Source organism: Syntrophobacterales bacterium, from assembly GCA_019429105.1.
Classification (GTDB): domain Bacteria; phylum Desulfobacterota; class Syntrophia; order Syntrophales; family UBA5619; genus DYTH01.
Map to the genome: position 1 here is coordinate 1 of JAHYJE010000002.1, position 23813 is coordinate 23813.

The following is a 23813-nucleotide window of genomic DNA, read 5'->3' on the forward strand; positions in this document are numbered from 1 at the left end:
GTGGGGCTATGCCGCCCAGGGCGCGGGGCGGGCACTGACTATCGCGCGGGAAGTGCTGGAACAATAGGGCGCCGTCCCTGATCAATCAACAATGACATATTGACATAATGACATAAGCAGGGTATGACTGAGAATATGTACGCCGAGAAAGCGAAGCTTAATCTTCACAATCTGGACGCCAACCTCTCAGATTTAATAGGGCGGCTGCACCGGATGGCATACATTTCGCAACCTGTCCGGCGCACCTATATACCCAAGCCGGGCAGTGCCAAACAACGCCCCTTGGGAATACCGTGTTGTGAAGACAAACTTGTGCAGGCAGGGCTGGTGCGGATACTGGAGCAGGTGTACGAGCAGGATTTTATAAAGGACTCGTACGGGTTCCGTCCGAAGCGAAGCTGTCATGATGCGCTCAGAGCCTTGAGCGAGACGCCGTGTGCGTAAATAGCGCAAGCACGGTTCTGAGAGGGGTCAGCGACAACTGATGTATGGTTGAGATAATGTGGCACCGCCGGGAAACCAGGCGGGAACGGAGAACACAAACATCGACCTGTAGCAGCGGGAGAAACTGATCTACTCGACTTTTTCTGTCCCTATTAGTGCTGGTTAATTATGATTGACAATCATTATCAGACAGGATAGACAGCGGCCATGTTGAGTGGCGAAGTCCAAAACCGGATACTCCAATACAATCCCTGGCTGACGCAGCCTGACCAGGCCGACGGGTTGATTCGTCGCTATCTGCCCGGAACCTATGTTCTGCGTGAGCCTGAACCGGTTTCGCTCCGGAATGATCGCGCCCTCCTCGTCGTCGGCCCCCGTCAATCCGGGAAGTCCACCCTTGCCTGGCGCCTTCTCCAACCTCTTGCGCCCAATATCCTTTACCTCAATCTGGAAGACCCGCTCCTGCGCTCGGTCCTCGGCGCTGCCGTGGAGCTTGTTTCGCTGCTCCGGGAGCGCTACTCCTTCATCCGGGCCGTTTTTCTTGACGAAGCCCAACACCTGACCGACGCCGGCATCTTCGTGAAGGGGCTGGTAGATGCCAGATTGGGCCTCCCCGTTCTGGTGACCGGTTCTTCATCCTTCCACCTGATGAGCAAGACAAGGGAATCCCTCGCGGGCAGGGCGGACCGGCTGCGGCTGCTGCCGTTCAGTCTTAAGGAATTGATGCGACAGGAAAACCCGGAGAACCCTGTCGCCATGAGGAGTTTATGCGAGAGAATTTTCCACCGGCAGATGATCCACGGCAGTTACCCGGCCGTTTATCTTGCGCCCGCGGACCAGGATCGGGTGCGCCTGCTCTCCGACCTGACCGAAGCCTTGATACTGCGAGACGCATCGGATCTCTTCCGTATCAAACGGGTGGATGTTTTCCGGAAGCTCCTCACGTTGCTGGCAGGACAAGCCGGAAATCTTGTGAATTTTTCGGAACTGGCTTCGGTGTGTCGAGTGGACGCGGGCACGATCCATGCCTACGTGGAAATTCTTGAAGAGAGCCATATCGTCAAAGTGGTCCGGCCCTTTGCCGGCGGAAAGCGCCGGGAACTGACCACGGCGCCCAAAATATTTTTTATCGACAACGGGATACGGAATCAGTTGCTCAATGCCTTTTCGGACGATATTTTGTTGAGAACCGACAAAGGCGCCCTGATGGAGAACTGGGCGTTCTCGGAGCTTTACAAACGTCTGCCGCTGACTTCAGACATCCATTTCTGGAGAAGCAAGGGCGGGGGCGAGTTGGACTTCGTGGTCGAACAGGCGGGGAAAATCATGGCCATGGAAGTCAAATTCGCCGAGCTGGATCGGCCCGGGCTCAGTCGTTCCGGCCGCAGCTTTATCGACGCCTACCACCCGGAAAAATTCGTGATCCTGAACCGTTCCCTGGAAACCACCCAGACGATCGACAACTGCCAAGTTGATTTTCAAACCCCGAACAACATGTTTGAATAGGGACAGAGCCCTACTTACTAATGGGCCCCATATGCCTGATCATGCGGCACAAGCAACACAAACTTGACCGTCTGGTCAGGGGTCGTTCCGCAGTCTGAGCAGAGGATGACGGCATCATCGCCCTTTTTCCGGCAGACCTCGCAGAACAGGTAAATGATGATGAAATTGCTTTTGACTGGGCAGGAATAGAACCCTTGCCAATTTCCCTTCAACGGCTCACCCATTGAAACGGGGTTCTCAAGAATCATGTCAACTTTGCTTTTCACCAGTTTCCTGATGGACGCATGCTTCTTTAAAGCATCGAGAAAAGCTGTCGCGAAACGCGCTTCCATCATTCCGCAAACACCTCGTCGTAGGTATGCCACACAGCCGAGCCGTCCTGGAGGCGGGTCAGGGTTTCCTGCATGGCGGTCTGAAAGGCCGGGTCGGCAAAAATGAACTCGGCGTTTCTGCCATCAACCGTTCTTTTCAGGTTGAGCAGATACTGCGTCATCAAATCGGCAACAGTGACGCGGTTTTCCGCAGCAAAAATCCGGGCGAAATCCGCGATATCCTGATCGAGACTGATGTTGATTCGTGTTTTGGGCATGGTGTACCTCCTTTGAGTATGTTCCCATCGTACACATGAACTGAGCCGGTGTCAAAAAGAATAATTGGCAGATGAGTGGGTAATTGCAAAACTCCGTGTCATGCCCGAGTGCTTTTGTCGGGCATCCATGATTTCAAATGGTTAAAAAATGGATTATGAACATTAAACTTCGTTTTCCCGCCCAGAAGCGTTAATGTGACTCTTACTCCGTCTCGAATAAACGGACTGGACAAGAAGTCCGTCGCCGACTGTCTGCAAACCCGTCCGATTGACTATCGCTTGAGATTGTCAAAGGTGCGGGGCAAATTAGAACAAGATGATATGCGTATGATTGATCACGCCCTGAAAGTTGTTTTCTCGTTTTAGGAACAGAGCCCTTATTTCCCCCCTTGACAAGCTGATTACTCACGAGTAAGTTACTTGCGTGTAACCTTGAGCGGGGAGGAACAATCATGATTTTTGTCAACAGAGAGACTGAACTTTCTTTTTTGCGCCGCGCCTGGCAGGAAAAAAAATCGCAATTCGTGGTGATTTACGGAAAAAGGCGCGTCGGCAAGACGGCCCTGGTCAAGGAATTTTCCCGGGACTTGCCCCATATCTACTTCCTCGCCGACAAGGCGCCCGACAGAGACCAGCTTGCCCAGCTTTCCGAGAAGGTCGGTCTCTATTTCCAGGACGACTTTCTTCTCTCGCGCGGGTTTGGAACCTGGCACGATTTCTTCAAATATATCAAGTCAAAAAGTGCTCCCGCCCCGGCAGGAGAAATCGTCTCAAAAGGGAATTTCGTGATGATCTTCGATGAATTTCCCTATCTGATCGAAAGCAATCCGGCCATTCCGTCCCTGTTTCAGAAGGGCTGGGACGAAGAATTGAGCCAGGCCGGCGTTTTTATGATCCTGCTCGGGTCCAGTATGGGCATGATGGAAACGGAGGTCCTCGGCCACAAATCGCCGCTGTTCGGCAGGCGCACCGGCCAGATTCTCGTTGAACCGCTCTCTTTTACCGATGCGAAAAACCTTTTTCCGGGCCTGTCCGACGACGCGTTCATGTATTTTTACGGCGCCCTGGGCGGGACGCCCGCCTATCTCCTGCAATTCGACCCGGCCGACGATTTTCGCGAGAATGTCCGGCGCCGCATCCTTGCCCCGGAGGCCTATCTCTACCGCGAGCCGGACTTCATTCTGCGGGAAGATCTGCGGGAGCCCCGCAACTACTTTTCCATTCTGCGGGCCATCTCGATGGGAAAAACCCGCCCTGCGGAAATAATCAACGAAACGGGGTTTGAAAAGAACATGGTCGGCAAGTACCTCTCCGTCCTGACCGATCTGAAGGTCATCCGGCGCGAAGTACCCGTCACGGAGTGGGGCTTCGAGAAAAGCAAAAAGGGCATTTACCTTCTTGAAGATCATTTTTTCCGTTTCTGGTTCCATTACGTCTATCCCAACCGGAGTTTCCTCGAAGAGGGGCAAAGCGATTATGTTCTGGACCGGAAGATGAGGCCTTCCCTCGACCAATTCGTGGCGTGGTCGTACGAGGAGGTCTGCCGCTCCCAGGTTCGCAAAGGGTTGCCGGGGGGTATCCAATGCAACCGGGTGGGGCGATGGTGGAGCAAGGAAGGCGAAATCGATATTGTGGGACTGGCCGAGGATGAAAATGCCGCTGTTTTCGGAGAGGTCAAATGGAGCGTCAACCCGGTCGGCACGGACATCCTGGATGACCTGGAAAGGAAGGCGAAGCTGGTGGATTGGCGCAAAGGGGAACGAAAGGAATATTTCGTCCTTTTCAGCCGCTCCGGCTTTACTGCAAATCTGGAAAAACTCGCCAAAGAACGCGGGGATCTCTTTTTAACAAGTTTTGGGGGTCAGGTCTCCGTTTTTAGCGTTTTGCCGGGGTGAGACAGCAATGAAGGTCATCACGCATGAGTTGAAGGCCGACAGTCGCCACATTGTCTTTTCCGACTGCCACCGGGGGGATGGCTCCGCCGGGGACGAATTTGCACGCAATTCGATGACGTACAAAGTTGCTCTGGAGCACTACCTGCGCGAGGGCTTCACGCTGATCGAGCTGGGAGATGCCGAGGAGCTCTGGGAAAACAGCGACTTCGCGCAGATTTACATCACCCACACGTCGGTTTACGATCTGCTGGCGAAGTTTCACGACCCCGACCCCGCCCGGACGCGCTACATCAAAATCCGGGGGAACCATGATCTCGACTGGCAGGACGACCCCGGGCCGCTCCGGGCGATCTTCCCGGAGATCGAGGTCTATGAGGCGGCTCTCCTCGACGCGGGGGAGGGGGGACGCGTGCTCTTCCTCCACGGCCACCAGGCCGACCCGGTCTGCTACGGATGGCGTGCGCGGCTGGCCCGCTGGGGGATCAGGCATCTCTGGCGGGGCTTGCAGAACATCAATATCGGCGATCCGACGACGCGGACGGCGGAAAATCCGGGGCGCTGCAACGGGGTTGATGAAAAGCTGATGGAGCTGGCGAGGGGTGAAAAGGGGACAGGGGAAACGGGGACAGGTTTAAACCTGGCCCCGTTTTCTTCGATGCACCCGACGGTCGTCGTCGCCGGCCACACCCACCGGTCGGTGTTCGAGGGGCTGTCGCTGACCGAACGGCGGATCATGGAGGGCGGAGGCAGCGGCCCGCCGGGGATCGCCCGGAAGAAAGGCCCCGAGGCAATCTATTACAACACCGGCGCCTGCGTCCTTCCGCGCTGCATCACCGGAATCGAGATCACCGCAAAAACCGATGCGGGCGGCGCAATCCGCCCGCATTTTTCGCTTGTGAAGTGGGCTGTCCAGCCCGCCTCCCCCGACAACCCCGCCCTCGTCGTCGCCCGCACCATCCTCGATAAATAGTGACAGAGCCCCTATTTATCCTGTTCCCTTGACTCTCTTACTGCCGCAAGAATATCCTTTGTGGTTGCTTTCGTCTGGATTCCCGGAACGTCAAAGGGCGATTTTTTCTCTTTCCTGAAAATGACTGAAAATGTTTCTCCGCCCTTTCTTTTGATAACGACTTCTTCATTTCGGGCGATATCAAGAACATTAGTAAGACGCTGTCTCGCTTCAGAGTACGTATAAACCTTCATGACATCTCCTCATTCCAGAACTGTAATTCCCAACTCGCGGGCTGTCCGTTGCATTGCTATGTCCAGCGTAAGCAACGGGCTATGGAGGTCTTTGGCGCATTGCAGGAAATATGCATCGTATGCGTACAGTTTAAATTGAATTGCGATGCTTAATGCCGATTCTATGTCGGTAGGTCTCAGATCGACAGGTATCTGTTGTATAGCCCCCCACGCTGATAAGACTTCTTCCTTTTGCAAGGTGTTTTTCTTCATCATCGCCGTTAATGCATTTCCGATTTCAAACGGTAAAACATCAGGCGCGATTAACTCATGGCCTTCGGTAAGTCGAATAATTCTATGTCTTTCAGGTTCATTTAAGGCAACGGCGATGAATGTATTTGTGTCAGCAATTATTTTCATAGGTACAATTGTACGTGCAGTATTTCCTTTTGTCAACGTCAATTTTTGGGGGTCAGGTCTCGTTTTTTAGCGTTTTGCCGGGGCATAATCAGGGACAGAAACCTATTTATTTCATCCCCCACCCCAACCATTCCCCCAAAGTGGGGACACGATAATTTTGTTCTCCATGCAAGTACCTGATTTCAAATGAAGGGCGGAAATGGAAAACCCGCTATTTTCCGCCTGTTGCGGACAGAACAAAATTACCGTGATTAAAGATGGCTTTTGTATTGAAATATGAAACGTTGTGTGGCATAATTCAACCATGATGATTCCACAGCGACCTGTCAAAAATATACCTCGCCCTCGCCATAAGGGCATCGTGCTGGACGCCCTTGAACGCGCCCCGGTAGTCGCCATTTTGGGACCGCGTCAGGTGGGAAAAACGACCCTGGCCCGAGAAATCGCTGCCGGGTTTGGCGGTGCTGCCGCGCACTTCGACTTGGAGGACATGGACGATCTTGCGCGCCTGAATGAGCCGAAGCTTGCGCTGGAGCGTCTGCGTGGTCTGGTTGTGATCGATGAAATCCAGTTGCGGGCCGATCTTTTTCCACTTTTACGAGTGCTGGCCGATCGTCCCGGAACTCCTGCGCGTTTTCTTATCCTTGGGAGCGCCTCGCCGCTGCTCTTGCGGCAGAGTTCCGAATCATTGGCCGGCAGAATCGTCTATCACGAGCTTGACGGATTTGCTCTCGATGAAGTCAATGATGAAGAAACACTCTGGCGGCGCGGCGGTTTCCCGCCCTCGTTCCTGGCTTCTTCAGAACAGGAGAGCTTTCTTTGGAGACGTGATTTTATTCGAACCTTTCTTGAACGCGATATTCCGCAGTTGGGTATCCGTATCCCCGCTGCCACCCTCTACCGATTCTGGAGCATGATTGCCCACTACCACGGGCAGGTATGGAACGGCAGTGAATTGGCGCGCGCCTTCGGTGTTTCACACACAACGGTTCGCAATTATCTTGATATGCTGACCGGAGCTCTTGTGTTGCGACAATTGAAGCCCTGGCACGAAAATCTGGGGAAACGCCAGGTGAAGGCGCCAAAAATTTATCTCTCGGATAGCGGAATTCTCCACTCCCTTTTGGGAATCCAGTCTCAGGACGACCTGGAAAACCACCCCAAGATCGGCGCTTCGTGGGAGGGGTTTGTCATTAAGGAGATCATCCAGCGGCTCGGGGCCGAGCCTGAAGAGTGTTATTTCTGGGCAACTCACAGTGGCGCCGAGCTCGATCTCCTGGTCATTCGCGGCTCGCAGCGCCTCGGGTTTGAGATCAAACGGACGACCGCCCCGCGCCTGACGCTTTCCATACGTTCCGCCCTGGAGAGCCTCAAGCTCGATCATCTTGCGGTTATCCATGCAGGGGAACATGCTTATCCAATGGCTGACCGAATCGATGCCATTCCCTTCAGGGAATTTTGGGGGTCAGGTCTTTAGTGCGGCCGGGCAAGGTCGTGTAATCAAACGGGAGGAAATCCTGCCCCGGCATGAAGGCCATCCACCGGGTAGCGAGTCCTTGGAGGCTGACTGGCAACAGTCAGTTTTTAAGCGTAGGACAGCAGGCAGGCCGTAAGCCGTAAGGTTGAAGGAATTGAGCCCCGTAATTGACGCGTGGGGAAGGACGACACTGTTAAGCTTCAAAATCGACGAAGAGAATATCTTCCCGGCGAGCTTTTCCCGTTGTCAGGAGGTCCCGGATCAGTTGATACAGATACCAGGTCTTTCCCGCTCTTCTTGGGTCGGCCACGGCGATGATGTCCGCTGATTGTTCGAGGGAAATTTCCGGCGCATCCCGTCTCACCAGAGACGGCAATGTCTTTTCCAACAGCCATTCCGCATTGATTTTCTTGAGAATTTCCCTATCCATCTTAAATTGTTTACCTCGATGGACAATTCTCAATGAATGTGTTCACCAAAGTCAAGTAAAAAAGAGGGCAGAAACCTTTTTATTGACAAGCGAGCCTTCCCTCGCTTATAACCCCCCAAAATATTCAGAATATCCTGTACCATAGCAGTCGGTTGCCCCCACCATGTTGCGAAACGGGAAAATTACCGGCAGACGGTCTTCGCAGAGGCGGCTGATTATCGCAAGTATTTGGATTCAATACGATCTTGAGATATGGGCATACCGAACCACGTCCACCTGGTGTGCGTTTCCCGGCAGCCGGATTCGCTCTCCCGAACTTTGCACGCCGTCCACATGAAAATGTCCGGGGCTTCAGCAAAAAGAGGAACACCATCGCTCATCTTTGGCAGGGGCGTTTTTTCCCCTGTGCCTTGTATGAGCGTCATGTGCAAGCGGCTGTCCGGTACGTGGAACGAAATATGCTGCGCGCCGGCCTCGTTTCCGCGCCGGGTGATTACAGTTGGTCGAGCGCTAAAGCCCATATTGCGTGTGAGAGTGCCCCCTTCCTGTCGGGCCATAGTTTTCTGCGGACACCGTGACGGACCGGCGGCAATTTCTGGGACGTCGGGCGAGGATAAAACCGATTTCATCAAGGGCGTGGAAGAGCGCCTTGGTCGCATACTGAAGCCCTGACGCGGGGCTGCCCCCGGAAGTCCGGGGAATAGGTTTCTGTCCCTTAGTTTTAGAAAGGTTTATGTTCAGATGAAAAACGCTAAATTTAAAGACCTGACCCCCGCACTTGAACCGGCGCTGCGGCATGAGTGGGTCATGCAGTCGGAAATACGGAACATGACGATTGAATGCAACCGGGTAGGCGGGATCAACCTTGCGCAGGGGGTCTGCGATACGGGGGCGCCGGCGGCGGTTCGGCGCGGCGCCGCGGAGGCGATGGAGGCGGGGATCAATACATACACCAACTATGCCGGGCTCATCGAGCTGCGCGAGGCGATTGCCGCCAAGCAGCGGCGCTTTACCGGGATGATCGTCGATCCGCAAACGGAGGTTATTGCGACCGCCGGCGCGACGGGGGCCTTTTACTGCACCTGCCTGGCCCTGCTCAACCCGGGCGACGAGATGATCGTCTTTGAGCCCTATTACGGGTATCATGTAAACACCATCGTGGCGACCGGGGCCGTGCCCGCCTATCTGCGGATGTCGCCGCCCAACTGGTCCTTTGACCGCGCGGACCTCGAACGGGTAAAAACCCCGAAGACGCGCGCGCTGCTGGTCAATACGCCGGGGAACCCCTCGGGGAAGGTTTTTTCCGAGGCGGAACTGCAGATAATCGCCGGATTTGCCGAGGAAAATAATCTTTTTGTCTTTACGGATGAAATTTACGAGCATTTTCTGTATGACGGCAATCGGCACAGCGCGTTGGCGATGCTGCCGGGGATGAAGGAGCGGACGATCACGATCTCGGGCCTCTCGAAGACCTTCAGCATCACCGGCTGGCGGATCGGCTACTGCCTGGCCGCGGCCCGCTGGGCGCAGGTCATCGGCTATTTCAACGATCTGGTTTATGTCTGTGCCCCGGCGCCGCTGCAGGTAGGCGTCGCCAGAGGGCTGATGGAGCTGGGCGATGATTATTATCGGGGACTCGCTGCGGAATATCTTGCAAAACGCGACAAAATTTGCGATGCCTTGGCGCGGGCCGGGCTTGCGCCCCATGTGCCGGGTGGGGCTTATTACGTACTTGCGGATGTGGCAGGCGTTCCCGGAAAAACGAGCAAGGAAAAGGCGATGCACCTGCTGCATGCAACCGGTGTGGCCGGCGTTCCCGGCTCCGCCTTTTATCACGACAACGGCGGAGAGAACCTCGTGCGTTTTTGCTTCGCGAAGGATGACGATGTGCTCGACGACGCCTGTCGCCGTTTGTTAAAATAGGTACAGAAACCTATTGAAAACGGGGGGGAACGATGAGATGACTGTACGCCAAGAAATTTAGCTGGTTGCTGCTGGTTTTGTCGCTGTGCGTCGCCGCGCGGGCGTTCGCGGAGGATTCGGAGATTAATCGCCGGACGCTGAAGGGACTTGCGGGGTTTTATGTGATTGTCGAAGAACTCCAGCCGAATCTGCTCAAGTATGAGAAGTATGCGAAACAATTCGATTTGAACAAAGCGGGCATCCAGCGGGACATCAAGCGGCAATTGACGAAGGCGGGCATCCGCGTCCTTTCCCGCGAGGAGTGGCCGAAGACGCCGGGGCAACCGGTCTTCTACGTGAACGTCAACACCCACGAAAGCGAGAAGTACTGATTTTCGTACAATATCAAGATCGAGGTGCGGCAGGTTGTCAACCTCGAAGCGCGAACCCGGCGGTGAAAACGTTTGCCGGCGCCTGGTCGCTCAGCCTCACAGGCATGGCGAATATCGGCAATCTGAAGCAGATTAGCCAGGATATCAATTCGTTGACGATGAGGTTCATCGGGGTTTACAGTGGAATTAAATAGGTTTCTGTCCCTATTAAAATAAAAGAAGTGTTTGCACCGTTGGGATAATTTATGATATCGACAAGAAAATATAGGTTTTCACAAGGTGATCGATAGGCAGTTGGCAGTGTGTTCATAAGAAAAACACTTAATTTAAAGACCTGACCCCCGAGGTTGATGATGCAGAATGATTTAAAACAGTCTGAATATCAGGGCGCGATGCCGGAGGAGGATGAAATCAACCTCCTGGATTTGTTCATTGTCTTGCTGCGGCATAAGGTGATGATCATCTCGGTCGTTTTTCTGGCAGGCGTCGCCGCGGTCGTGGCAAGCCTGCTGATGACGAACATCTACCGCTCCGAGGTGATGATCGCGCCCACGGCCCAGGAAAAGGGGGGCGCCCTGTCGGCGCTGGGCGGTTTCGGCGCAATGATCGCCTCCGAGGGGGGGATCGGCGCCGGCGGATCGCTCGAGCAGTTCGAGGTCGTTCTCAAGAGCCGGGAGCTGACCGGCGCGATCGTCCGGGAGAAGAACCTGCTGCCGGTGCTCTTTGAGGATAGCTGGGATGCGGCCGCCAAAAAATGGAAGGATGAGCCCCCGAAGACGGAAGACATCTACAAAGCGGTAGAGGCGTTGCTTGATGTCAAGCCGGACAAGAAGAAAAACGTAATGACGGTCGCCTTTCAGTCGAAAGACCCGGCGCAGGCGAAACAGATTCTCGATTATTTCGTGGTCGGGATGAGTGAATTTCTGCGGCAGCAGAAGCTCGAAGAGGCTCTGGCGCAGCAAAAGCACCTTTACCAGCAGCTCGCACTGACCACCGACCCGCTTTTGAAAAACAAGCTCTATGAACTCATTGCGAAGCAGATCGAAACGGAGACGCTGGCCAAGGTCCAAAAATATTATAGTTTCAATATTATTGACCCCTCCTTTGTCCCGGAGCGCAAGTTCAAGCCGAAGCGGGCGCAAATCTGCCTGCTGACGGTGGTCGTGGCCTTTTTCATCGCGATCTTTCTTGCCTTTTTTCTCGAATACATAAAAAACATCGGGACACGGGAAGACCCGGAGCGGCTGGCTAATCTGCGCAAATATCTGCGCTTCCGCACGAAAGACGGGCCGGCGCAGAAGGCCTGAACTGCCGGGCTTCGGAATCCCGGTTTCCGCGAAAGCCTGCCTTCGGTTGTCGCTCCGGCGCAAGCCTTTGTCCGGAAGTCTTGAGAAAACTGGATGCCGGTTTTTGGAGGCATGACGATATGAAACCTTGGAAAATCTACTTTTTTGTCATTCCTGGTTTGACTTGGAATCCAGAAGATACCGAAAATACTGGATACCGTCTTTCGACGGGATGACGATTTGTTGAGTTTCGCGAGCAATTCGAAGCGTCTCGATATGCCTAATTTCGGCAGGTATTCAAGCTCTCCGCTGTGGTTGAGACGGGGGGAAAAATATTAATTAAATAGGTTGCTGTCCCTATTTTTGAAAGGTGATAAAATGATCAAGAAGGCTCTATTGTGTTTTGGTATCCTGATTATGATCCCGGTTTTTGCAGGGGCCCAGTCGGCGCCGGCGGCGGCTCTTACTGCGGAGCAGGCAGCCGTTTACGAAAAGATGACGGTTGGGCAGAAGGAGGCAATTTCCCGGGAACTGTTTAAATCGGGAGGTCAGCTTACCCCGGAGGCCGTTGAAGCCCTGAAAGAAAAGCCTGAATTTAAGGGAATATCACCGGAAGAAGTCGCTAAAGGCAGGGAGCTGCTGAAGGGCAAGGAGGGTGAGCAGCAGAAAGAGACCCCCAAAGGCGAGGGACTTTTGAAGACCGGAGAGAAAGATAAAACTGCCCTGGAGCCCAAGCAGGTAATCGCCGAGGAGCCGCAGGGACGGACCCTCTTCGAGCGCGCGCAGGACATCGGTAAATATCAGGATATCTCGCTCAAACTCCAGCCGTTCGGCTACGACTTTTTCCGGGAGGCGGCCGTCAATATCATAACGGAGCGCAAGGATGTCCCCGTCCCGCTCAAGTATGTCGTCGGCCCGGACGACGAGGTGAAGGTAACGCTGTGGGGAAGGGTGAACGCCTCCTACACGCTCGTGGTAAACCGTGACGGCAAGATCGACATTCCGGGGGTCGGGCCGCTTGCCGTGGCCGGGATGACCTTCGAAGAAATGTCCGCAAAGCTTATCAAGCAGGCCGAGCAGATGACCGGCACCAGTGTCGATATCTCGATGGGCTCCCTCCGGACGATTCCGGTTTTTGTCCTCGGCGATGTCCGCAGGCCGGGCGCTTACACGATCGGCGCGTTCGCGACGATTACCGACGCGCTGCTCATCTCCGGCGGACCGTCGGAGATTGGTTCGATGCGCAACATCCAGCTCAGAAGAAAGGATAAGGTAGTTCAGACCTACGATCTCTACGATCTGCTGCTGAAAGGGGACAAATCTCACGACGTTACTCTCCAGGCGGGCGACATCGTGTTTGTCCCCGTCGTTGGCGCTTATGCGGGGATTGCCGGGAACGTCAAACGTCCGGCTATTTACGAACTGAAGGACAACTATTCCCTCGAATATCTCTTTGAGCTGGCCGGCGGGATCATTCCGACGGCCTACACCCAGCAGATACAGGTGGAGCGCACCGTAAAAAACGAGAAAAAGGTAGTCATCGACATAGATGACAAGAATCTCGCCCGCACGCGGTCCTTCATCCTGCATGATTCCGATATCGTAAAGGTTTTTCCCATCGTGGAGAAGGACTTCAATGCCGTCTATCTCAACGGAAACGTCAAGCGGGGGGGCAAATATGCGTTGACGCCGGGGATGCGCCTCGGCGATATTCTCAAAGACGAGCAGGATTTCCTGCCGGACACCTATTTCGATTATGCATTGATCAAACGGCTCCAGCCGCCCGGGATGGAAACGACATTGGTCCCCTTCAACCTCGGCGCCCTGATCCTCCGGGGTGATTCTGCAAACAACCTGCTCCTGCAGCGTCAGGACAGCATTTATATCTTCAGCAAGTGGTTTTTCAAGGACAAGCCCTACTTCACGGTAAAAGGCGAGGTGCGCAAGGGCGGCCGGTTTGAACTCTCGGACAACAGCCGGGTCAAGGACGCGCTCCGCACCGCCGGGGATCTGACGAAAGACGCCTACATGAAAAAGGGCGAGATCATCCGCGTTGACAAAAACAAGGAGTTTTTCACCCTCTATTTTGACGTCGCCCGGGCGATGGCCGGAGATCCGGCGGAGAATATCCTGCTGGAGGATGAGGATCAGTTGGTGATCCACTCCCTGTATGAGGAAAAATGGAAGGAAACCGCCTCGGTCAGCGGGGAGGTGAAAAAACCCGGCGAGTTCGTCCTGACGGAAAAGATGCGGGTAAACGACCTGCTTTTCAAGGCGGGCGGGCAGACGCGCGACACGCTTTTGGACGAGGCGGAGCTCTACCGGACCGACTGGAAGACAAAGCAGACGACGCTCTTGAAGGTCAATCTCGGGAAGGCGCTGGCCGGCGAGCCGCAGGACAACATCGAACTGCAGGATCTCGACCGCCTGATCGTCCATTCGCTCTGGGAGAAGGTTTACAAGAAAAACGTCGCAATCGAGGGGGATGTGCTGAAGCCGGGAACCTACCCGCTGGCGGAGCAAATGACGGTGCGCAATCTGGTTTTCGCCGCCGGCAATGTCCTCGAGTCGGCGTCGCTTGAGGAAGCGGAGATTTCCTCGCGAATAGTCGAACAAGACAACCGTGCCCGGGTTGTCCACCGGCAGATAAACCTCGGCAAGGCCCTGGCGGGGGATCCGGAGCACAACCTGCCATTGAAACCGTACGACCGGCTTTTTATCAAGGCCATTTCCGACTGGCGGGTGGAGAAATACGCAACCCTCTCGGGAAAGGTGAAGTATCCCGGGCGCTATGTCATTTCCAAGGGCGAGAGGCTCTCGGCGGTGATCGAGCGCGCCGGCGGTTACAGCGATGACGCGTACCTGCGAGGGGCCTTCTTCACGCGGGAGTCGGTGCGGGCGATGCAGCAAAAAGGGCTCACCGAGATGGCCGACCGCATGGAGCGGGAGCTGCTTTCCGGCGGAGAGCTTTCCACGTCCACCTCCGCCGAGGAGGTGGCGGCGAAAAAGGCGGAGCTGGAGCAGAAGAAGTATTTTGTCGGTTATCTGCGGGGATTGAAGGCGACAGGACGGATGACGATCAGGATTGCCCATCTGCGCCTGCTCAAGGGCAGCGAGTACGACATCGAACTCGAGGAGGGAGACACCCTTTATATTCCCCCCAGCAATAATGTGGTCAATGTCGCCGGCTCCGTCATGTCGCAGGGCAGCTTCATCTATGCAAGCCGGATGGATTATCAGGACTACATCGGTCTGACCGGCGGTTACGCCAAATATGCCGACACCGACAACATCTTTGTCCTGAAGGTGGATGGTTCTGCCCGGAAACTCTCCCGGGGTTTCTTCAATTGGAGCTCTTCCCGTGATCGCTGGGAGGTCGCCGGGTTTGAGCGGGAAGTCAGAACCATCGAGCCGGGCGACACGATAGTCGTCCCGGAGAAGGTCGAGAAGATTGCCTGGCTCAGGGAGATCAAGGACATAACCCAGATTCTGGTGAACACCGCCGTGACCGCGGGCGTCTTCAAGGCGCTTTTCTAACGGGAAGAGAGGCGGGCGGTTTTTTCAGGCAGGGGTGTGAAAAAATTAACATAAACTGCATAATTTTCTTGACAGGGCGGGAAGGGATTATTTATAGACCAGACCGTGCTTTGCAGTTCTTCTTCTTGATTATTGGAGAGTTTTGAAAAGTTGCTTTTATGCTTGCGGGGTTGCTTGGTCGGCCCTCTGTCTTCTCGCAATGAGAACTGTGAATTTCTTCCCTTCCTGTAATTGCGAGGAACGGAGCGACAAAGCAAACTCATGGTTTATCGGAAGCTTGCGAGATTGCTTTTTTGCGCCCGCAATGACAACCGGGGCTTTTTTCAAATCTTCCTCAATACCCCGGAGCGCGCGCTGCGAACAGCGCACGGTGAAGGTTTTCGGGGCGCTGCTCATGCTTTTCATCGGCGCGGCTGCCGGTTTTGCTGCCGATGAGCCGTTTACCGCCCCTGCCAACTGGGGGGGGACGGGGCTCATGGAGATTCCCTCGGCGCGGGTGCTCCGGGAAAACAGCTACCGGATCGGTTTCAGTCAGGTGGAGCCCTATCGCTACTATTACGGCGCCATCAGCCCGCTTCCGGGGCTGGAGATCGACGGGCGGATGACGGAGACGATGGTTTCGATAGATAAGCCGGGGACGAACTGGGAGGGCTACGGGAACTACAAGGACAAGGCCGTTGACGTCAAATATCAGTTTGTTGCGGAGGGGAAATATTCCCCCGCGCTGGCGGTCGGCATCATGGACCCCCACGGGACGCGTCTTTATGCCTCGCAGTACATAGTCGCCAGCAAGCAGCTCTACCCGTTCGATTTTACGCTCGGCTTCGGAAACGGACGGTTCGGCAAGCGGCCTCTGCCCGCCCAGGGGGAAGGGATAAGAGTCGAGATGCTGCAGGACCGGCAGGGGTGGCTTTCGGACTCCCAGTTCTTCGGGGGAATCCAGTTTGCCCCTTCCGACCGGTATGCCTTCATGGTTGAATACAGTCCGATCCGCTACCATGAGCAGGCCGGCGACCCGGCGCTGCGGGGCGGGTATTTCAGCGAGGCGGTTCCTTCGCCGTACAACTTCGGGTTCCGCTATAATTTCTATAACTGGGCGGATCTCACCCTCTCCTGGCAGCGGGGCAACCAGTGGGGCGTCAATGTTTCAATGCCGTTCGAGATCGGCAAACCGATGATTCCGATCTACGCCCCCCGGTACAAGGAGCATCCGGAAATCGCGCTTATGGACGTGGAGAGACGGATGCTCTTCGGGCTCGGTTTGAGCGGTTTCAGCAGCATCGGCATCACGCTATCCGGCGGCGATCTGACGATCGATTTGGAGAATAACCGCTTCTTTTACAATGCGCGGGGCGTTCAGGAGGCGCTTTTTACCATTGCGCCGATGGTCAGGGAGCATAACGCTTCGGGGAAAAACGGACGAATTGACAGCATTCTGATCATCGTCAAGGAAAACGGGGTTCCCCTCTATTCGTACCGGACCGGGGCGGAGGATCTGCTGGAATATGCAGCAGAGCGGCTGAGCGACGGGGAGTTTCATTCCCTGGCAACGATCGACACAGGCTATGTGGCGCTCCCCGAGGGTCGCAAGGAGCTGACTCCGGGGTACGTCATCGGCTACAAGCCGCAGGTGCAGCTCTTTCTCAACGACCCTTCCGGATTCTGGAAGGGCAAGGTGGGGCTTTCGCTCTGGGCGAGTTATCCGGTCCGGGCGGGAGGTTCCCTGGTGGCGGGGGCGGCGCTCTATCCGTTTGCCAATGTGGAGACGGTAAACGAGCCCCTCTCCATCCCGGTTCGCACCGATATCGTAAACTACCTGAAGAACAAGGCGCTCTTCGAGCGGTTCCTGTTCAACCAGGTGGAAAGGATTCCGGGAACCTCGGTCTATGCAAAAATTACCGCGGGGATTCTGGAGATGCAGTATGCGGGCCTCGATGCGGAGGCGGCGCTGCCGACGCTGGGCGGGAGGCTGCTCCTGGGGCTGGGGGGCAGCTTGGTAAAAAAAAGGGATCCCGATAATCCGCTGAAGCTTGCCGAAAATACCGTGAAGGAGTACTATAAAACGGCCTTTTTCAATACGAGGCTCAATTTCCCGCAGTCCGACATCGCCCTCGACGTGAAATACGGGATGTTTCTGGCGGGCGACAAGGGGGCGAAGATCACCCTGTCCAAATTCATCAACGGGGTGACCCTTTCGGCCTGGTACAGCGTGACGGATACGAAGATCTTTGCGGACAGCGACAACCGGGGCTATCACGACAAGGGAATTGCCGTCTCGATCCCGATCCGGCTCTTCACCGGCAAGGAGTCGCGGGCGGTTTACGGGCAGGCGATCTCTCCCTGGACGAGGGATGTGGCGCAGGACATTGACCATTTTACCAGCCTGTTCGACTTGATAGGGAGGAATACGGATGTTTTCCTGGGAAAAACTCTTGACAAAAACAAATATCATTAGTAGAAAACGGCCGGGAAATGATATTTAGTCATCCGGGGAATCACAAGAAATGTTATCCGATTGAAAGGGCCGCTATACTAAAGGAGGAAAATAATTATGGAAAATGGTAATGTAAGGTTAGGTGCATTCGGAAAGATGAGTTTGATTGTCGCCGCTGTTTTTTTCATCAATATCCTGGCCATTCCGGCATTCACCGCCAAGGGAATGGCCGCTGAAGGCGCCGGGGCAGCCGGGGCGGCTGCAGGCACAGGAACTGCGGCTGGCCTGACTACCGGCACGATCGCCGCCGGCGTTGCCGTCGCTGCGGCTGCGGCCCTCGCCATTGCCACGAGCGGGGGCTCCGACACTGCCGTTGCCGCCGCCTCGCCCGCCTCGGCCGCAGGCGCCGCTTTGGCGACAACGAATCCGACCGCGGCTTCGACCGTGTCGAATGCGCTGGGCACCCTGAATACAACCGCCCTTTCGACCCTGGCAACTGCCAATACGGCACTGGGTACAGCCGGGCAGACGAGTTTGGCCCAGGCGGCAAACACGCTCAGCCCCGCTCAATTCGCGAATTTCAATACCGTCGCCGCGTCAATGGGACTCACCGCCGGCAGCGCGCAGTACACGGCATTGCAGAGCCTTTATTCATCCTATACCCCCTCGCAGCTTGCGGCATTGCAGAGCATTTATTCCGCAGCGGTTGTGAACGGGACGGTCAACACCGCCACCCTGACTGGAATATCAGGGGTTATCACCCAGTCGGGCGCCGGCACGGCAGCCCAGCGGGCGGAGAATTTGCGACTAGCCCAGTTAGCTATTCTCACGGCGCGGCATCCCGGCGCCTCGATCGAGGTCAAGGTGGTCAATTTAGGCAACGATGTCTATACCACCACCACCCACGTAAAGTAGCTGGTGGGTCAGGTCTTTGTTTTTAGCGTTTCCGAGGGTGGGCTCAATTCTGAAGGTTGAGCCCACCCTGTGACCTTTGAGTTCTTCCTGCCTAAACTTGACGGTTTTTCGTTTCCGTCGAAGCAAAATGGCTAAGAAGTTTAGCGTTTTCAAGGGGATCGTCATTTAAAACCATCGTCCGCACTAAGGGCGCCCTCAATTCTGCCGATGAAAAACAAGTTATTGGCCATTATTATGGCCTTTTGTTTATTAGCGCCCCTTGCCGATTTTGCTTTTGCGCAGACGAACGGGCGTGAGACCGACGCCGTCCTTGTGGCGGCCGAAACCTTCTTTGTGAAACTCAAGGCAAAAGAATACAAAACCGTATGGGAGTTTTTGACAAAGAAGTCCCAGGAAACCATCGTCAAGGACACGTATAAAAGTTTTTCCAAAACCGTAGTCAAGCATTCCCGGGAGGAAATAGCCGCTGACTTCCGGCGGGGCGAGGGCGTTGCCGGGGAGTACTGGCAGGGTTATCTGAGCGTCTTTGACCCGGACCTCGCGCTCAACCAGAGCGCCTGGAGCATCGGCACGCTCAGGAAGGAGCGGGCGGAGATACGTCTCCTCTACAAGAAGGCGAAAGAGCCGGCAGTGCTCCGGATGTCTATGGAAAAAGGCCGGTGGAAGGTGGGGCTGGTCGAGTCCTTCTGGTCGCGGAACCCGGATTGATCAAAAAAAGTCCTTCATCGCCGGCATTGCCGGTCTTAGACGGCGCCTCCCTGACGAAATTCAGGCGCTGCAAGGGCTGTGACATCCATGTTCTCATTTAATTCCCCCTCCGAGAAAAAGTCTTTGCGCTCTCATCAGAATAAACTTGTAAGGCTTGAAGGGAGAAATGGCGGAAGTGGAGGACAGTCATGAGAGGTTTTAACCGTTGCGGGATCATTAAGCGTCTAACGGGAGCGCTTTGCCTGGTTTTTTTACTGTTTGCGGCAGTTACGGCCCAGGCCGGCGATCAGGCGACAATCGCCTCGAACTTCCTGAAATTCCTCGGCAGCGACAAGAAAATCATCTCCGAAAAGATCGTGGAAAGGAACATCCTCGCTCCGACGCTTGCCTCCGTTCCGGTGGCCCATCTCTTTCAACTGGCAGACGGCGGCTATGTGCTTGTCGCAACGGATCGGAGCATCTCCCCGGTCAAGGCCTACTCGCTGGCCGGTGATTTTGCCGCCCTTCCCGAACCCTACCAAAAGGCGATCCTCGATGAGTTGGAGCTGCGCGTCCGGGTTGCCGCGCTGCCCGTCGCCGGCCGTACTCCCCTGGCAACCGGGGTTTCCGAGACCGAGGCCAGGTGGAATTTTCTTCTTAGCTACGATGCGGCTGCGGCGCGTCAACCGCTGGCCGTCTATGAGCCCGGCAGCTATCTGCTCAGCTCCCACTGGGCTCAGGATTATCCCTACAACAAGTTTCTTCCCCTTGCGGCAAGCGGCGGCAAAAACGTTCTTGCCGGTTGCGTCAATGTGGCCGCAGGACAGATCATGCGGTACTATAAATATCCCGTTGCGGGAGAAGGCGTACTTTCATATACTTGGGAAGATAAGAGCACCGACCCCGCCACACTGACTCCCCTGAAGGCCATTCTTTACCGCAATTACGACTGGGACAACATGCCCGATAAACTGGATGCGGCCACGCCGGAGTATCAGGCCGACGAGGTAGCGCTCCTCATGCGGGATCTGGGTGTTGCCAACCATACCAATTTCGGGATATTAGATTCCTCGGCTGTCTTTTTGCCCCAAGCTCTGGTCGAGAATTTCGGTTATTCCACGGCGCTTGCCACGATGGACAACACGGCTTATGAAGATTTTCTGACGACGCTCAAGGGCGATCTCGATGCGGGACGGCCGCTCCTTCTGGGCCTGTCCACCCGCATCGACAAAGAAGGATCGGACCACATGGTTGTGGTGGACGGCTACTCTGCCGATGATCCAGGCCGGAAGGTTCATCTTAACATGGGCTGGGGCGGCAGCGTGGACGACTTCTATTTCCTCGATCCGCCGCCACAGCCACCGGCCCCGCTGCCGGATGGAACCCTTCCCAATTTCGATACGAGCGCCGGAAAACTCAGCATCCACTACAATATCAAACCCTGCACGAGCGGCAGCGACTGTTACGTCAATCTCGAAGCGGGCGACGCGGCAAGCAGCCTTGATATTACAGGCAATTTCGACAGGGAGAAGGATAAGGACGAATATGAATTCTACCTGAAGGGCGAGACCTCCTTCAGCGCGACACGGGGCTACAGCGACTATATGGCTTTTTTCGTCTCCTTTATCAATATCGCAGACGGAAGTGCAGTTTTCGAGCAACTTGAACCCGCTAGTGTTTAATTGCGTAAGTTAACGATAGTATTTTTCAACTGCGAACCCTTTACTTCTCTTTTCCGCCAGACGAAGGGCTTTGCGGTTAGCCCATAAGCAGTTATAAAGTCATTGATAGCTTTGGCCAAATCGTCGGTGCTTTTGAAACTTGCCCCTCGCAATGCTTTGCGGGACATAATGCCAAACCATATTTCCACCTGGTTTAGCCAACTGGCTGATGTAGGAGTGAAATGAAAAAAGACGTTGGGGTGTGTAGCCAACCAGGCATCATTTCGTTTATGAATGCAGTAATTATCCAAGATCACATGCACTTCTCTACCTGCCGGGAGCTCTGCCATAACATTGTCCATAAATTTCAGAAACTCAACTCGTCGTTTAAGCTTTGTTGTCTCGGTGTGGATTGCACCGGTAGCAACTTCCAGGGCGGCAAAGAGATTCAACGTCCCATGCCGCTTATAGGTACTCTTGAATCCTCGAACGATCTTACCGTTGTCCGTTTCCACATACCCAGTGGATCGTTCCAGCGCCTGCATGCTTGGCTTCTCGTCCACAGATATCACAAGGGCCTTCTCCGGCGGATTCAAATAAAGACCAACAATGTCCGCTGCCTTGGCGGTAAACTCCGGGTCCGTACTCACACACCAACTTCGCTGGCGACTCAGACAGATTCCTTCTTTGCGCAACACCCGCCATACCGCGTGAACCGATGCACCCAAATGCTTTGCTACAGCTGGTCCATCCCAGACAGATTGTCCCAGTGGTGGCGGTATCTCCAGCGTGGCCAAAACCTCATTGCGAAACTCTGCGGTATATTTCGGCGGCTTTCCAGAACGAGGGAGATCCGTCAAGCCTGCGATCCCTTTCGCATCAAACCTGCGTCGCCAATCAATCACGGTGTTTGGACGCACCTTCAATTCCTGGACGATCTTCTTGACCGGTTCTCCGCCAAGACATCGCTGGATAATCCTGGCCCGCTCAACCAGCCTCGACTCCATCGTTCTGCTCTTCGCCCATTCTTCAATCAGCAGACGATCCTTTTCAGAACACTGTGGAATGTGATAACCTTTGGGCATAATTTTTACCTCCTGCCCAAAGGTATATCATGTAACTATTAATTATGCAAGTAAGCACTAGCGCCAACGCCACAATCTTTGTCGACAGTCTGGCGGCAGGGAAATATCTGGTGCGACTGTCTCTCTGCACGGAAGGCGGACTTTGCTACGAACCGGATGCCAACGATGAGCTCTATAACAAATATACGGTGACGCTGACATCGCAGCCGCTGAGCGACGAAGATAAGGCAACCGTTGACCAGTCCCTGCGCAAGCCGCCGGTAATCAACAGCCTTTTGCCGGATATAATCCTCGATGCAGGCTTTTCAGCGGCAAGGGAGATCCTGATCGACGCCCGGGATGAAAACGGCGATACGGTTGCTTTATCGGTGGAAAATAGCAATCCGGCCGCCGTCACGGCAGTTTTAAACGGCAATGTCCTAGAGCTGATGCCGACGGGGACGGCAAAGATAACGAGCCGGATTGTGATCACGGCCTCGGCGGACGGCCAGAGCGTGCAGAAATCCTTCCTCGTCATGACGGACAACGGCCAGACGGCCTTCGGCAAATCCTTTACGGTCAGCGGCACATTTGCCAGCCAGAGCGATGTCCAAATCCGCAAGGCGATTCTCGATGGCGCGTGCGAGATTCAGGGATATAACGGCTATACGAATCAGGCCTTTTTTTCCTCTGTGCTCGACGCCTCGGGCCAGGTGATCATCCCGGCAGGTGATGTGACGATTCAGGCATCCTTTGACCGCGCGCTCTACCAGCTCTCGGTTTCCCTCCAAAACGAGACCGCCGGAATCCAATACCCATATCAGGAAGGCGTTGGCGACGGCTACGTCCTGACCGTCAGTTGTCCTGCGGCGGAGGCAACCCCGCTTACGGTCGCCGAGCTTCTCGAAATTGATCTTGCGGGTGCATATTTGCCCATAATCAAGGCGGGAGATTTCACTGGGGATGAAGAGGTAAGCATCGCCGATGCCGTTTTGGCCCTGCAACTGCTCTCCGGGATGGACATGACCGGCAAGACGATTAATCTCCCTGCCGACCCTGATCACACGGGCAAAATCGACACCGCCGATATCGTCTTCATCCTGCAAAAGACAGCCGACCTGAGATAGACGTCGGATGGCCATTACGCAGCCATCCAACATGAGGCAATAAACAACGTGAAAGACGCTTGACCCTTCCCATAAAATGGTATATACGGTTGACGAAAATGACTTGGGCGGTAACGTTGCACAGGAATGCGGAGAAACAGCTTGTAGGCTTGCCCAAGGGTGTTTTGGATATCTTCAAGTTTTTCATGAAGGAACTTGAAATCAGAGGACCGAACCGGGGCAATTGGGACAACTACGGGGCCTTGACCAAAGAACGTTTTCATTGCCACATCAAGAAAGGCCGACCGACACATGTAGTGGTTTGGGAGATCACGAGCAGAAAAGAGAGACAGATAGAGGTGATTTATGTTGGAACCCACGAAGGCGCACCCTACCAAAAGCATTGAAATATTCATGATCGGTCCGGAGGCGAACAAGGCCCAAGCCATAGACGCTCTTATGTCGCTTGGTTTTTCGGAGACGTCTGGTTCTATCCCGTGGCGTGATGCCTTCTCTGATCTTTCCGATGACGCTCTGATTGGCCAGGTCCTTTCCGGCGCCAGGCACAAGGCAGGGTTGTCGCAGAAACAGCTTGCCGATATGACGGGCGTGCATCAGCGGCACATAAGCGAAATGGAGAACTGTCGGCGGACCATCGGCAAGAAGAACGCAAAGCTCTTCGCCAAAGCTCTGGATACGGATTATCGGGTGTTTCTGTAAAAAAGACCTGCCCCCGATTTTTGGTGCCCCTGCTGAGATTCGAACTCAGGGCCTGCGGATTAGGAATCCGACGCTCTATCCATCTGAGCTACAGGGGCGTGAACTTGATTGCGGGCCTTCCTAACATGCTTTCTGCATGGTGTCAATAAGCTTGCCGCTTCAGAAA

23 protein-coding genes and 1 tRNA gene are annotated in these 23813 nt (G+C 54.9%); 17 read left to right on the top strand and 7 right to left on the bottom strand.

Going from position 1 to position 23813, the window contains the following annotated elements; genetic code table 11:
- Positions 1-123 precede the first annotated feature (123 nt).
- Together K0B01_00710 and K0B01_00715 are read left to right on the top strand one after the other, a co-directional pair.
- A complete protein-coding gene (locus K0B01_00710) occupies positions 124-444 on the top strand; it encodes a hypothetical protein (GenBank protein ID MBW6484662.1) in 321 nt (106 codons plus the stop codon).
- 207 nt (positions 445-651) lie between these two features.
- Positions 652-1950 (top strand): ATP-binding protein, encoded by a 1299-nt coding sequence (locus K0B01_00715; GenBank protein MBW6484663.1) that lies wholly within the window; start codon positions 652-654, stop codon positions 1948-1950.
- 17 nt (positions 1951-1967) lie between these two features.
- On the opposite strand, the gene K0B01_00720 is transcribed toward K0B01_00715, so the two are convergent.
- The gene (locus K0B01_00720) at positions 1968-2285 is read right to left on the bottom strand and encodes a hypothetical protein (GenBank protein MBW6484664.1); all 318 of its coding nucleotides are present in this window, start codon (positions 2283-2285) and stop codon (positions 1968-1970) included.
- Complete coding sequence (locus K0B01_00725) at positions 2282-2539, bottom strand: hypothetical protein (GenBank protein ID MBW6484665.1); 258 nt, start codon at positions 2537-2539, stop codon at positions 2282-2284. Before K0B01_00725 ends, K0B01_00720 begins: the two co-directional genes overlap by 4 nt.
- Before the next feature lie 195 nt (positions 2540-2734).
- Here K0B01_00725 and K0B01_00730 point away from each other — a divergent pair, with 195 nt between their 5' ends.
- The 3 genes from K0B01_00730 to K0B01_00740 all read left to right on the top strand — a co-directional run bounded on the left by K0B01_00730 (position 2735) and on the right by K0B01_00740 (position 5404).
- Complete coding sequence (locus tag K0B01_00730; protein MBW6484666.1) at positions 2735-2905, top strand: type II toxin-antitoxin system PemK/MazF family toxin; 171 nt, start codon at positions 2735-2737, stop codon at positions 2903-2905.
- Positions 2906-2991: 86 nt separating this feature from the next.
- Positions 2992-4434 (top strand): ATP-binding protein, encoded by a 1443-nt coding sequence (locus K0B01_00735; protein MBW6484667.1) that lies wholly within the window; start codon positions 2992-2994, stop codon positions 4432-4434.
- A gap of 7 nt (positions 4435-4441) precedes the next feature.
- Positions 4442-5404, top strand: coding sequence for a hypothetical protein (locus tag K0B01_00740; protein ID MBW6484668.1), 963 nt, complete (start codon positions 4442-4444; stop codon positions 5402-5404).
- An 11-nt stretch (positions 5405-5415) separates the two neighbouring features.
- Here the strand turns inward: K0B01_00740 and K0B01_00745 are convergent, their stop codons facing one another.
- Entirely contained in the window at positions 5416-5637 is a 222-nt protein-coding gene (locus K0B01_00745; GenBank protein ID MBW6484669.1) for a type II toxin-antitoxin system Phd/YefM family antitoxin, read from the bottom strand.
- 9 nt (positions 5638-5646) lie between these two features.
- Positions 5647-6072, bottom strand: a complete 426-nt coding sequence (locus tag K0B01_00750) for a type II toxin-antitoxin system VapC family toxin (protein ID MBW6484670.1) — start codon at positions 6070-6072, stop codon at positions 5647-5649.
- Positions 6073-6340: 268 nt separating this feature from the next.
- Here K0B01_00750 and K0B01_00755 point away from each other — a divergent pair, with 268 nt between their 5' ends.
- Complete coding sequence (locus tag K0B01_00755) at positions 6341-7513, top strand: ATP-binding protein (protein ID MBW6484671.1); 1173 nt, start codon at positions 6341-6343, stop codon at positions 7511-7513.
- A gap of 193 nt (positions 7514-7706) precedes the next feature.
- On the opposite strand, the gene K0B01_00760 is transcribed toward K0B01_00755, so the two are convergent.
- A complete protein-coding gene (locus tag K0B01_00760) occupies positions 7707-7943 on the bottom strand; it encodes a hypothetical protein (GenBank protein ID MBW6484672.1) in 237 nt (78 codons plus the stop codon).
- A 741-nt stretch (positions 7944-8684) separates the two neighbouring features.
- On the opposite strand from K0B01_00760, the gene K0B01_00765 reads away from it, so the two are divergent.
- From K0B01_00765 to K0B01_00800, 8 genes are all read left to right on the top strand, one after another.
- Positions 8685-9866, top strand: a complete 1182-nt coding sequence (locus tag K0B01_00765; protein ID MBW6484673.1) for an aminotransferase class I/II-fold pyridoxal phosphate-dependent enzyme — start codon at positions 8685-8687, stop codon at positions 9864-9866.
- Positions 9867-9931: 65 nt separating this feature from the next.
- Positions 9932-10237 (top strand): hypothetical protein, encoded by a 306-nt coding sequence (locus K0B01_00770; protein ID MBW6484674.1) that lies wholly within the window; start codon positions 9932-9934, stop codon positions 10235-10237.
- Positions 10238-10590: 353 nt separating this feature from the next.
- Positions 10591-11544: a hypothetical protein gene (locus K0B01_00775; protein MBW6484675.1), complete on the top strand. Its 954-nt coding sequence runs from the start codon at positions 10591-10593 to the stop codon at positions 11542-11544.
- Positions 11545-11901: 357 nt separating this feature from the next.
- On the top strand, positions 11902-15060 hold the full coding sequence (locus K0B01_00780) for an SLBB domain-containing protein (GenBank protein ID MBW6484676.1): 3159 nt from the start codon (positions 11902-11904) through the stop codon (positions 15058-15060).
- A 370-nt stretch (positions 15061-15430) separates the two neighbouring features.
- Positions 15431-17515, top strand: coding sequence for a YjbH domain-containing protein (locus tag K0B01_00785; protein ID MBW6484677.1), 2085 nt, complete (start codon positions 15431-15433; stop codon positions 17513-17515).
- A 96-nt stretch (positions 17516-17611) separates the two neighbouring features.
- A complete protein-coding gene (locus K0B01_00790; GenBank protein MBW6484678.1) occupies positions 17612-18409 on the top strand; it encodes a hypothetical protein in 798 nt (265 codons plus the stop codon).
- A 207-nt stretch (positions 18410-18616) separates the two neighbouring features.
- The gene (locus K0B01_00795) at positions 18617-19117 is read left to right on the top strand and encodes a hypothetical protein (GenBank protein ID MBW6484679.1); all 501 of its coding nucleotides are present in this window, start codon (positions 18617-18619) and stop codon (positions 19115-19117) included.
- A gap of 188 nt (positions 19118-19305) precedes the next feature.
- Positions 19306-20778, top strand: a complete 1473-nt coding sequence (locus K0B01_00800; protein ID MBW6484680.1) for a C10 family peptidase — start codon at positions 19306-19308, stop codon at positions 20776-20778.
- Here K0B01_00800 and K0B01_00805 read toward each other — a convergent pair.
- Positions 20775-21842 carry an IS630 family transposase gene (locus K0B01_00805; protein ID MBW6484681.1) on the bottom strand — a complete coding sequence of 356 codons (1068 nt, stop codon included), beginning with the start codon at positions 21840-21842 and terminating at the stop codon, positions 20775-20777. The two genes, K0B01_00800 and K0B01_00805, sit on opposite strands and share 4 nt — an antisense overlap.
- A 44-nt stretch (positions 21843-21886) precedes the next feature.
- Between K0B01_00805 and K0B01_00810 the strand changes: the two genes are divergently transcribed.
- The 3 genes from K0B01_00810 to K0B01_00820 all read left to right on the top strand — a co-directional run bounded on the left by K0B01_00810 (position 21887) and on the right by K0B01_00820 (position 23647).
- Entirely contained in the window at positions 21887-22948 is a 1062-nt protein-coding gene (locus K0B01_00810) for a hypothetical protein (protein ID MBW6484682.1), read from the top strand.
- Between the two features lie 98 nt (positions 22949-23046).
- Positions 23047-23334 (top strand): cytotoxic translational repressor of toxin-antitoxin stability system, encoded by a 288-nt coding sequence (locus K0B01_00815; GenBank protein ID MBW6484683.1) that lies wholly within the window; start codon positions 23047-23049, stop codon positions 23332-23334.
- Positions 23294-23647, top strand: coding sequence for a helix-turn-helix domain-containing protein (locus K0B01_00820; protein MBW6484684.1), 354 nt, complete (start codon positions 23294-23296; stop codon positions 23645-23647). The genes K0B01_00815 and K0B01_00820 overlap by 41 nt, the downstream gene beginning before the upstream one ends.
- Positions 23648-23668: 21 nt before the next feature.
- Here the strand turns inward: K0B01_00820 and K0B01_00825 are convergent.
- Positions 23669-23745 (bottom strand) — tRNA-Arg (locus tag K0B01_00825).
- Positions 23746-23813: the final 68 nt, after the last annotated feature.

What these genes read in the sequence shown, in the direction of transcription:
- K0B01_00780 (MBW6484676.1), top strand. Translation starts at nt 11,902, where the DNA reads ATGATCAAGAAGGCTCTATTGTGTTTTGGTATCCTGATTATGATCCCG.
- K0B01_00810 (MBW6484682.1), top strand. Translation starts at nt 21,887, where the DNA reads ATGCAAGTAAGCACTAGCGCCAACGCCACAATCTTTGTCGACAGTCTG.
- K0B01_00720 (MBW6484664.1), bottom strand. Translation starts at nt 2,285, where the DNA reads ATGATGGAAGCGCGTTTCGCGACAGCTTTTCTCGATGCTTTAAAGAAG.
- K0B01_00815 (MBW6484683.1), top strand. Translation starts at nt 23,047, where the DNA reads ATGACTTGGGCGGTAACGTTGCACAGGAATGCGGAGAAACAGCTTGTA.
- K0B01_00775 (MBW6484675.1), top strand. Translation starts at nt 10,591, where the DNA reads ATGCAGAATGATTTAAAACAGTCTGAATATCAGGGCGCGATGCCGGAG.
- K0B01_00795 (MBW6484679.1), top strand. Translation starts at nt 18,617, where the DNA reads ATGAAAAACAAGTTATTGGCCATTATTATGGCCTTTTGTTTATTAGCG.
- K0B01_00800 (MBW6484680.1), top strand. Translation starts at nt 19,306, where the DNA reads ATGAGAGGTTTTAACCGTTGCGGGATCATTAAGCGTCTAACGGGAGCG.
- K0B01_00735 (MBW6484667.1), top strand. Translation starts at nt 2,992, where the DNA reads ATGATTTTTGTCAACAGAGAGACTGAACTTTCTTTTTTGCGCCGCGCC.
- K0B01_00760 (MBW6484672.1), bottom strand. Translation starts at nt 7,943, where the DNA reads ATGGATAGGGAAATTCTCAAGAAAATCAATGCGGAATGGCTGTTGGAA.
- K0B01_00715 (MBW6484663.1), top strand. Translation starts at nt 652, where the DNA reads ATGTTGAGTGGCGAAGTCCAAAACCGGATACTCCAATACAATCCCTGG.
- K0B01_00805 (MBW6484681.1), bottom strand. Translation starts at nt 21,842, where the DNA reads ATGCCCAAAGGTTATCACATTCCACAGTGTTCTGAAAAGGATCGTCTG.
- K0B01_00790 (MBW6484678.1), top strand. Translation starts at nt 17,612, where the DNA reads ATGGAAAATGGTAATGTAAGGTTAGGTGCATTCGGAAAGATGAGTTTG.
- K0B01_00740 (MBW6484668.1), top strand. Translation starts at nt 4,442, where the DNA reads ATGAAGGTCATCACGCATGAGTTGAAGGCCGACAGTCGCCACATTGTC.
- K0B01_00725 (MBW6484665.1), bottom strand. Translation starts at nt 2,539, where the DNA reads ATGCCCAAAACACGAATCAACATCAGTCTCGATCAGGATATCGCGGAT.
- K0B01_00820 (MBW6484684.1), top strand. Translation starts at nt 23,294, where the DNA reads ATGTTGGAACCCACGAAGGCGCACCCTACCAAAAGCATTGAAATATTC.
- K0B01_00755 (MBW6484671.1), top strand. Translation starts at nt 6,341, where the DNA reads ATGATGATTCCACAGCGACCTGTCAAAAATATACCTCGCCCTCGCCAT.
- K0B01_00765 (MBW6484673.1), top strand. Translation starts at nt 8,685, where the DNA reads ATGAAAAACGCTAAATTTAAAGACCTGACCCCCGCACTTGAACCGGCG.
- K0B01_00745 (MBW6484669.1), bottom strand. Translation starts at nt 5,637, where the DNA reads ATGAAGGTTTATACGTACTCTGAAGCGAGACAGCGTCTTACTAATGTT.
- K0B01_00710 (MBW6484662.1), top strand. Translation starts at nt 124, where the DNA reads ATGACTGAGAATATGTACGCCGAGAAAGCGAAGCTTAATCTTCACAAT.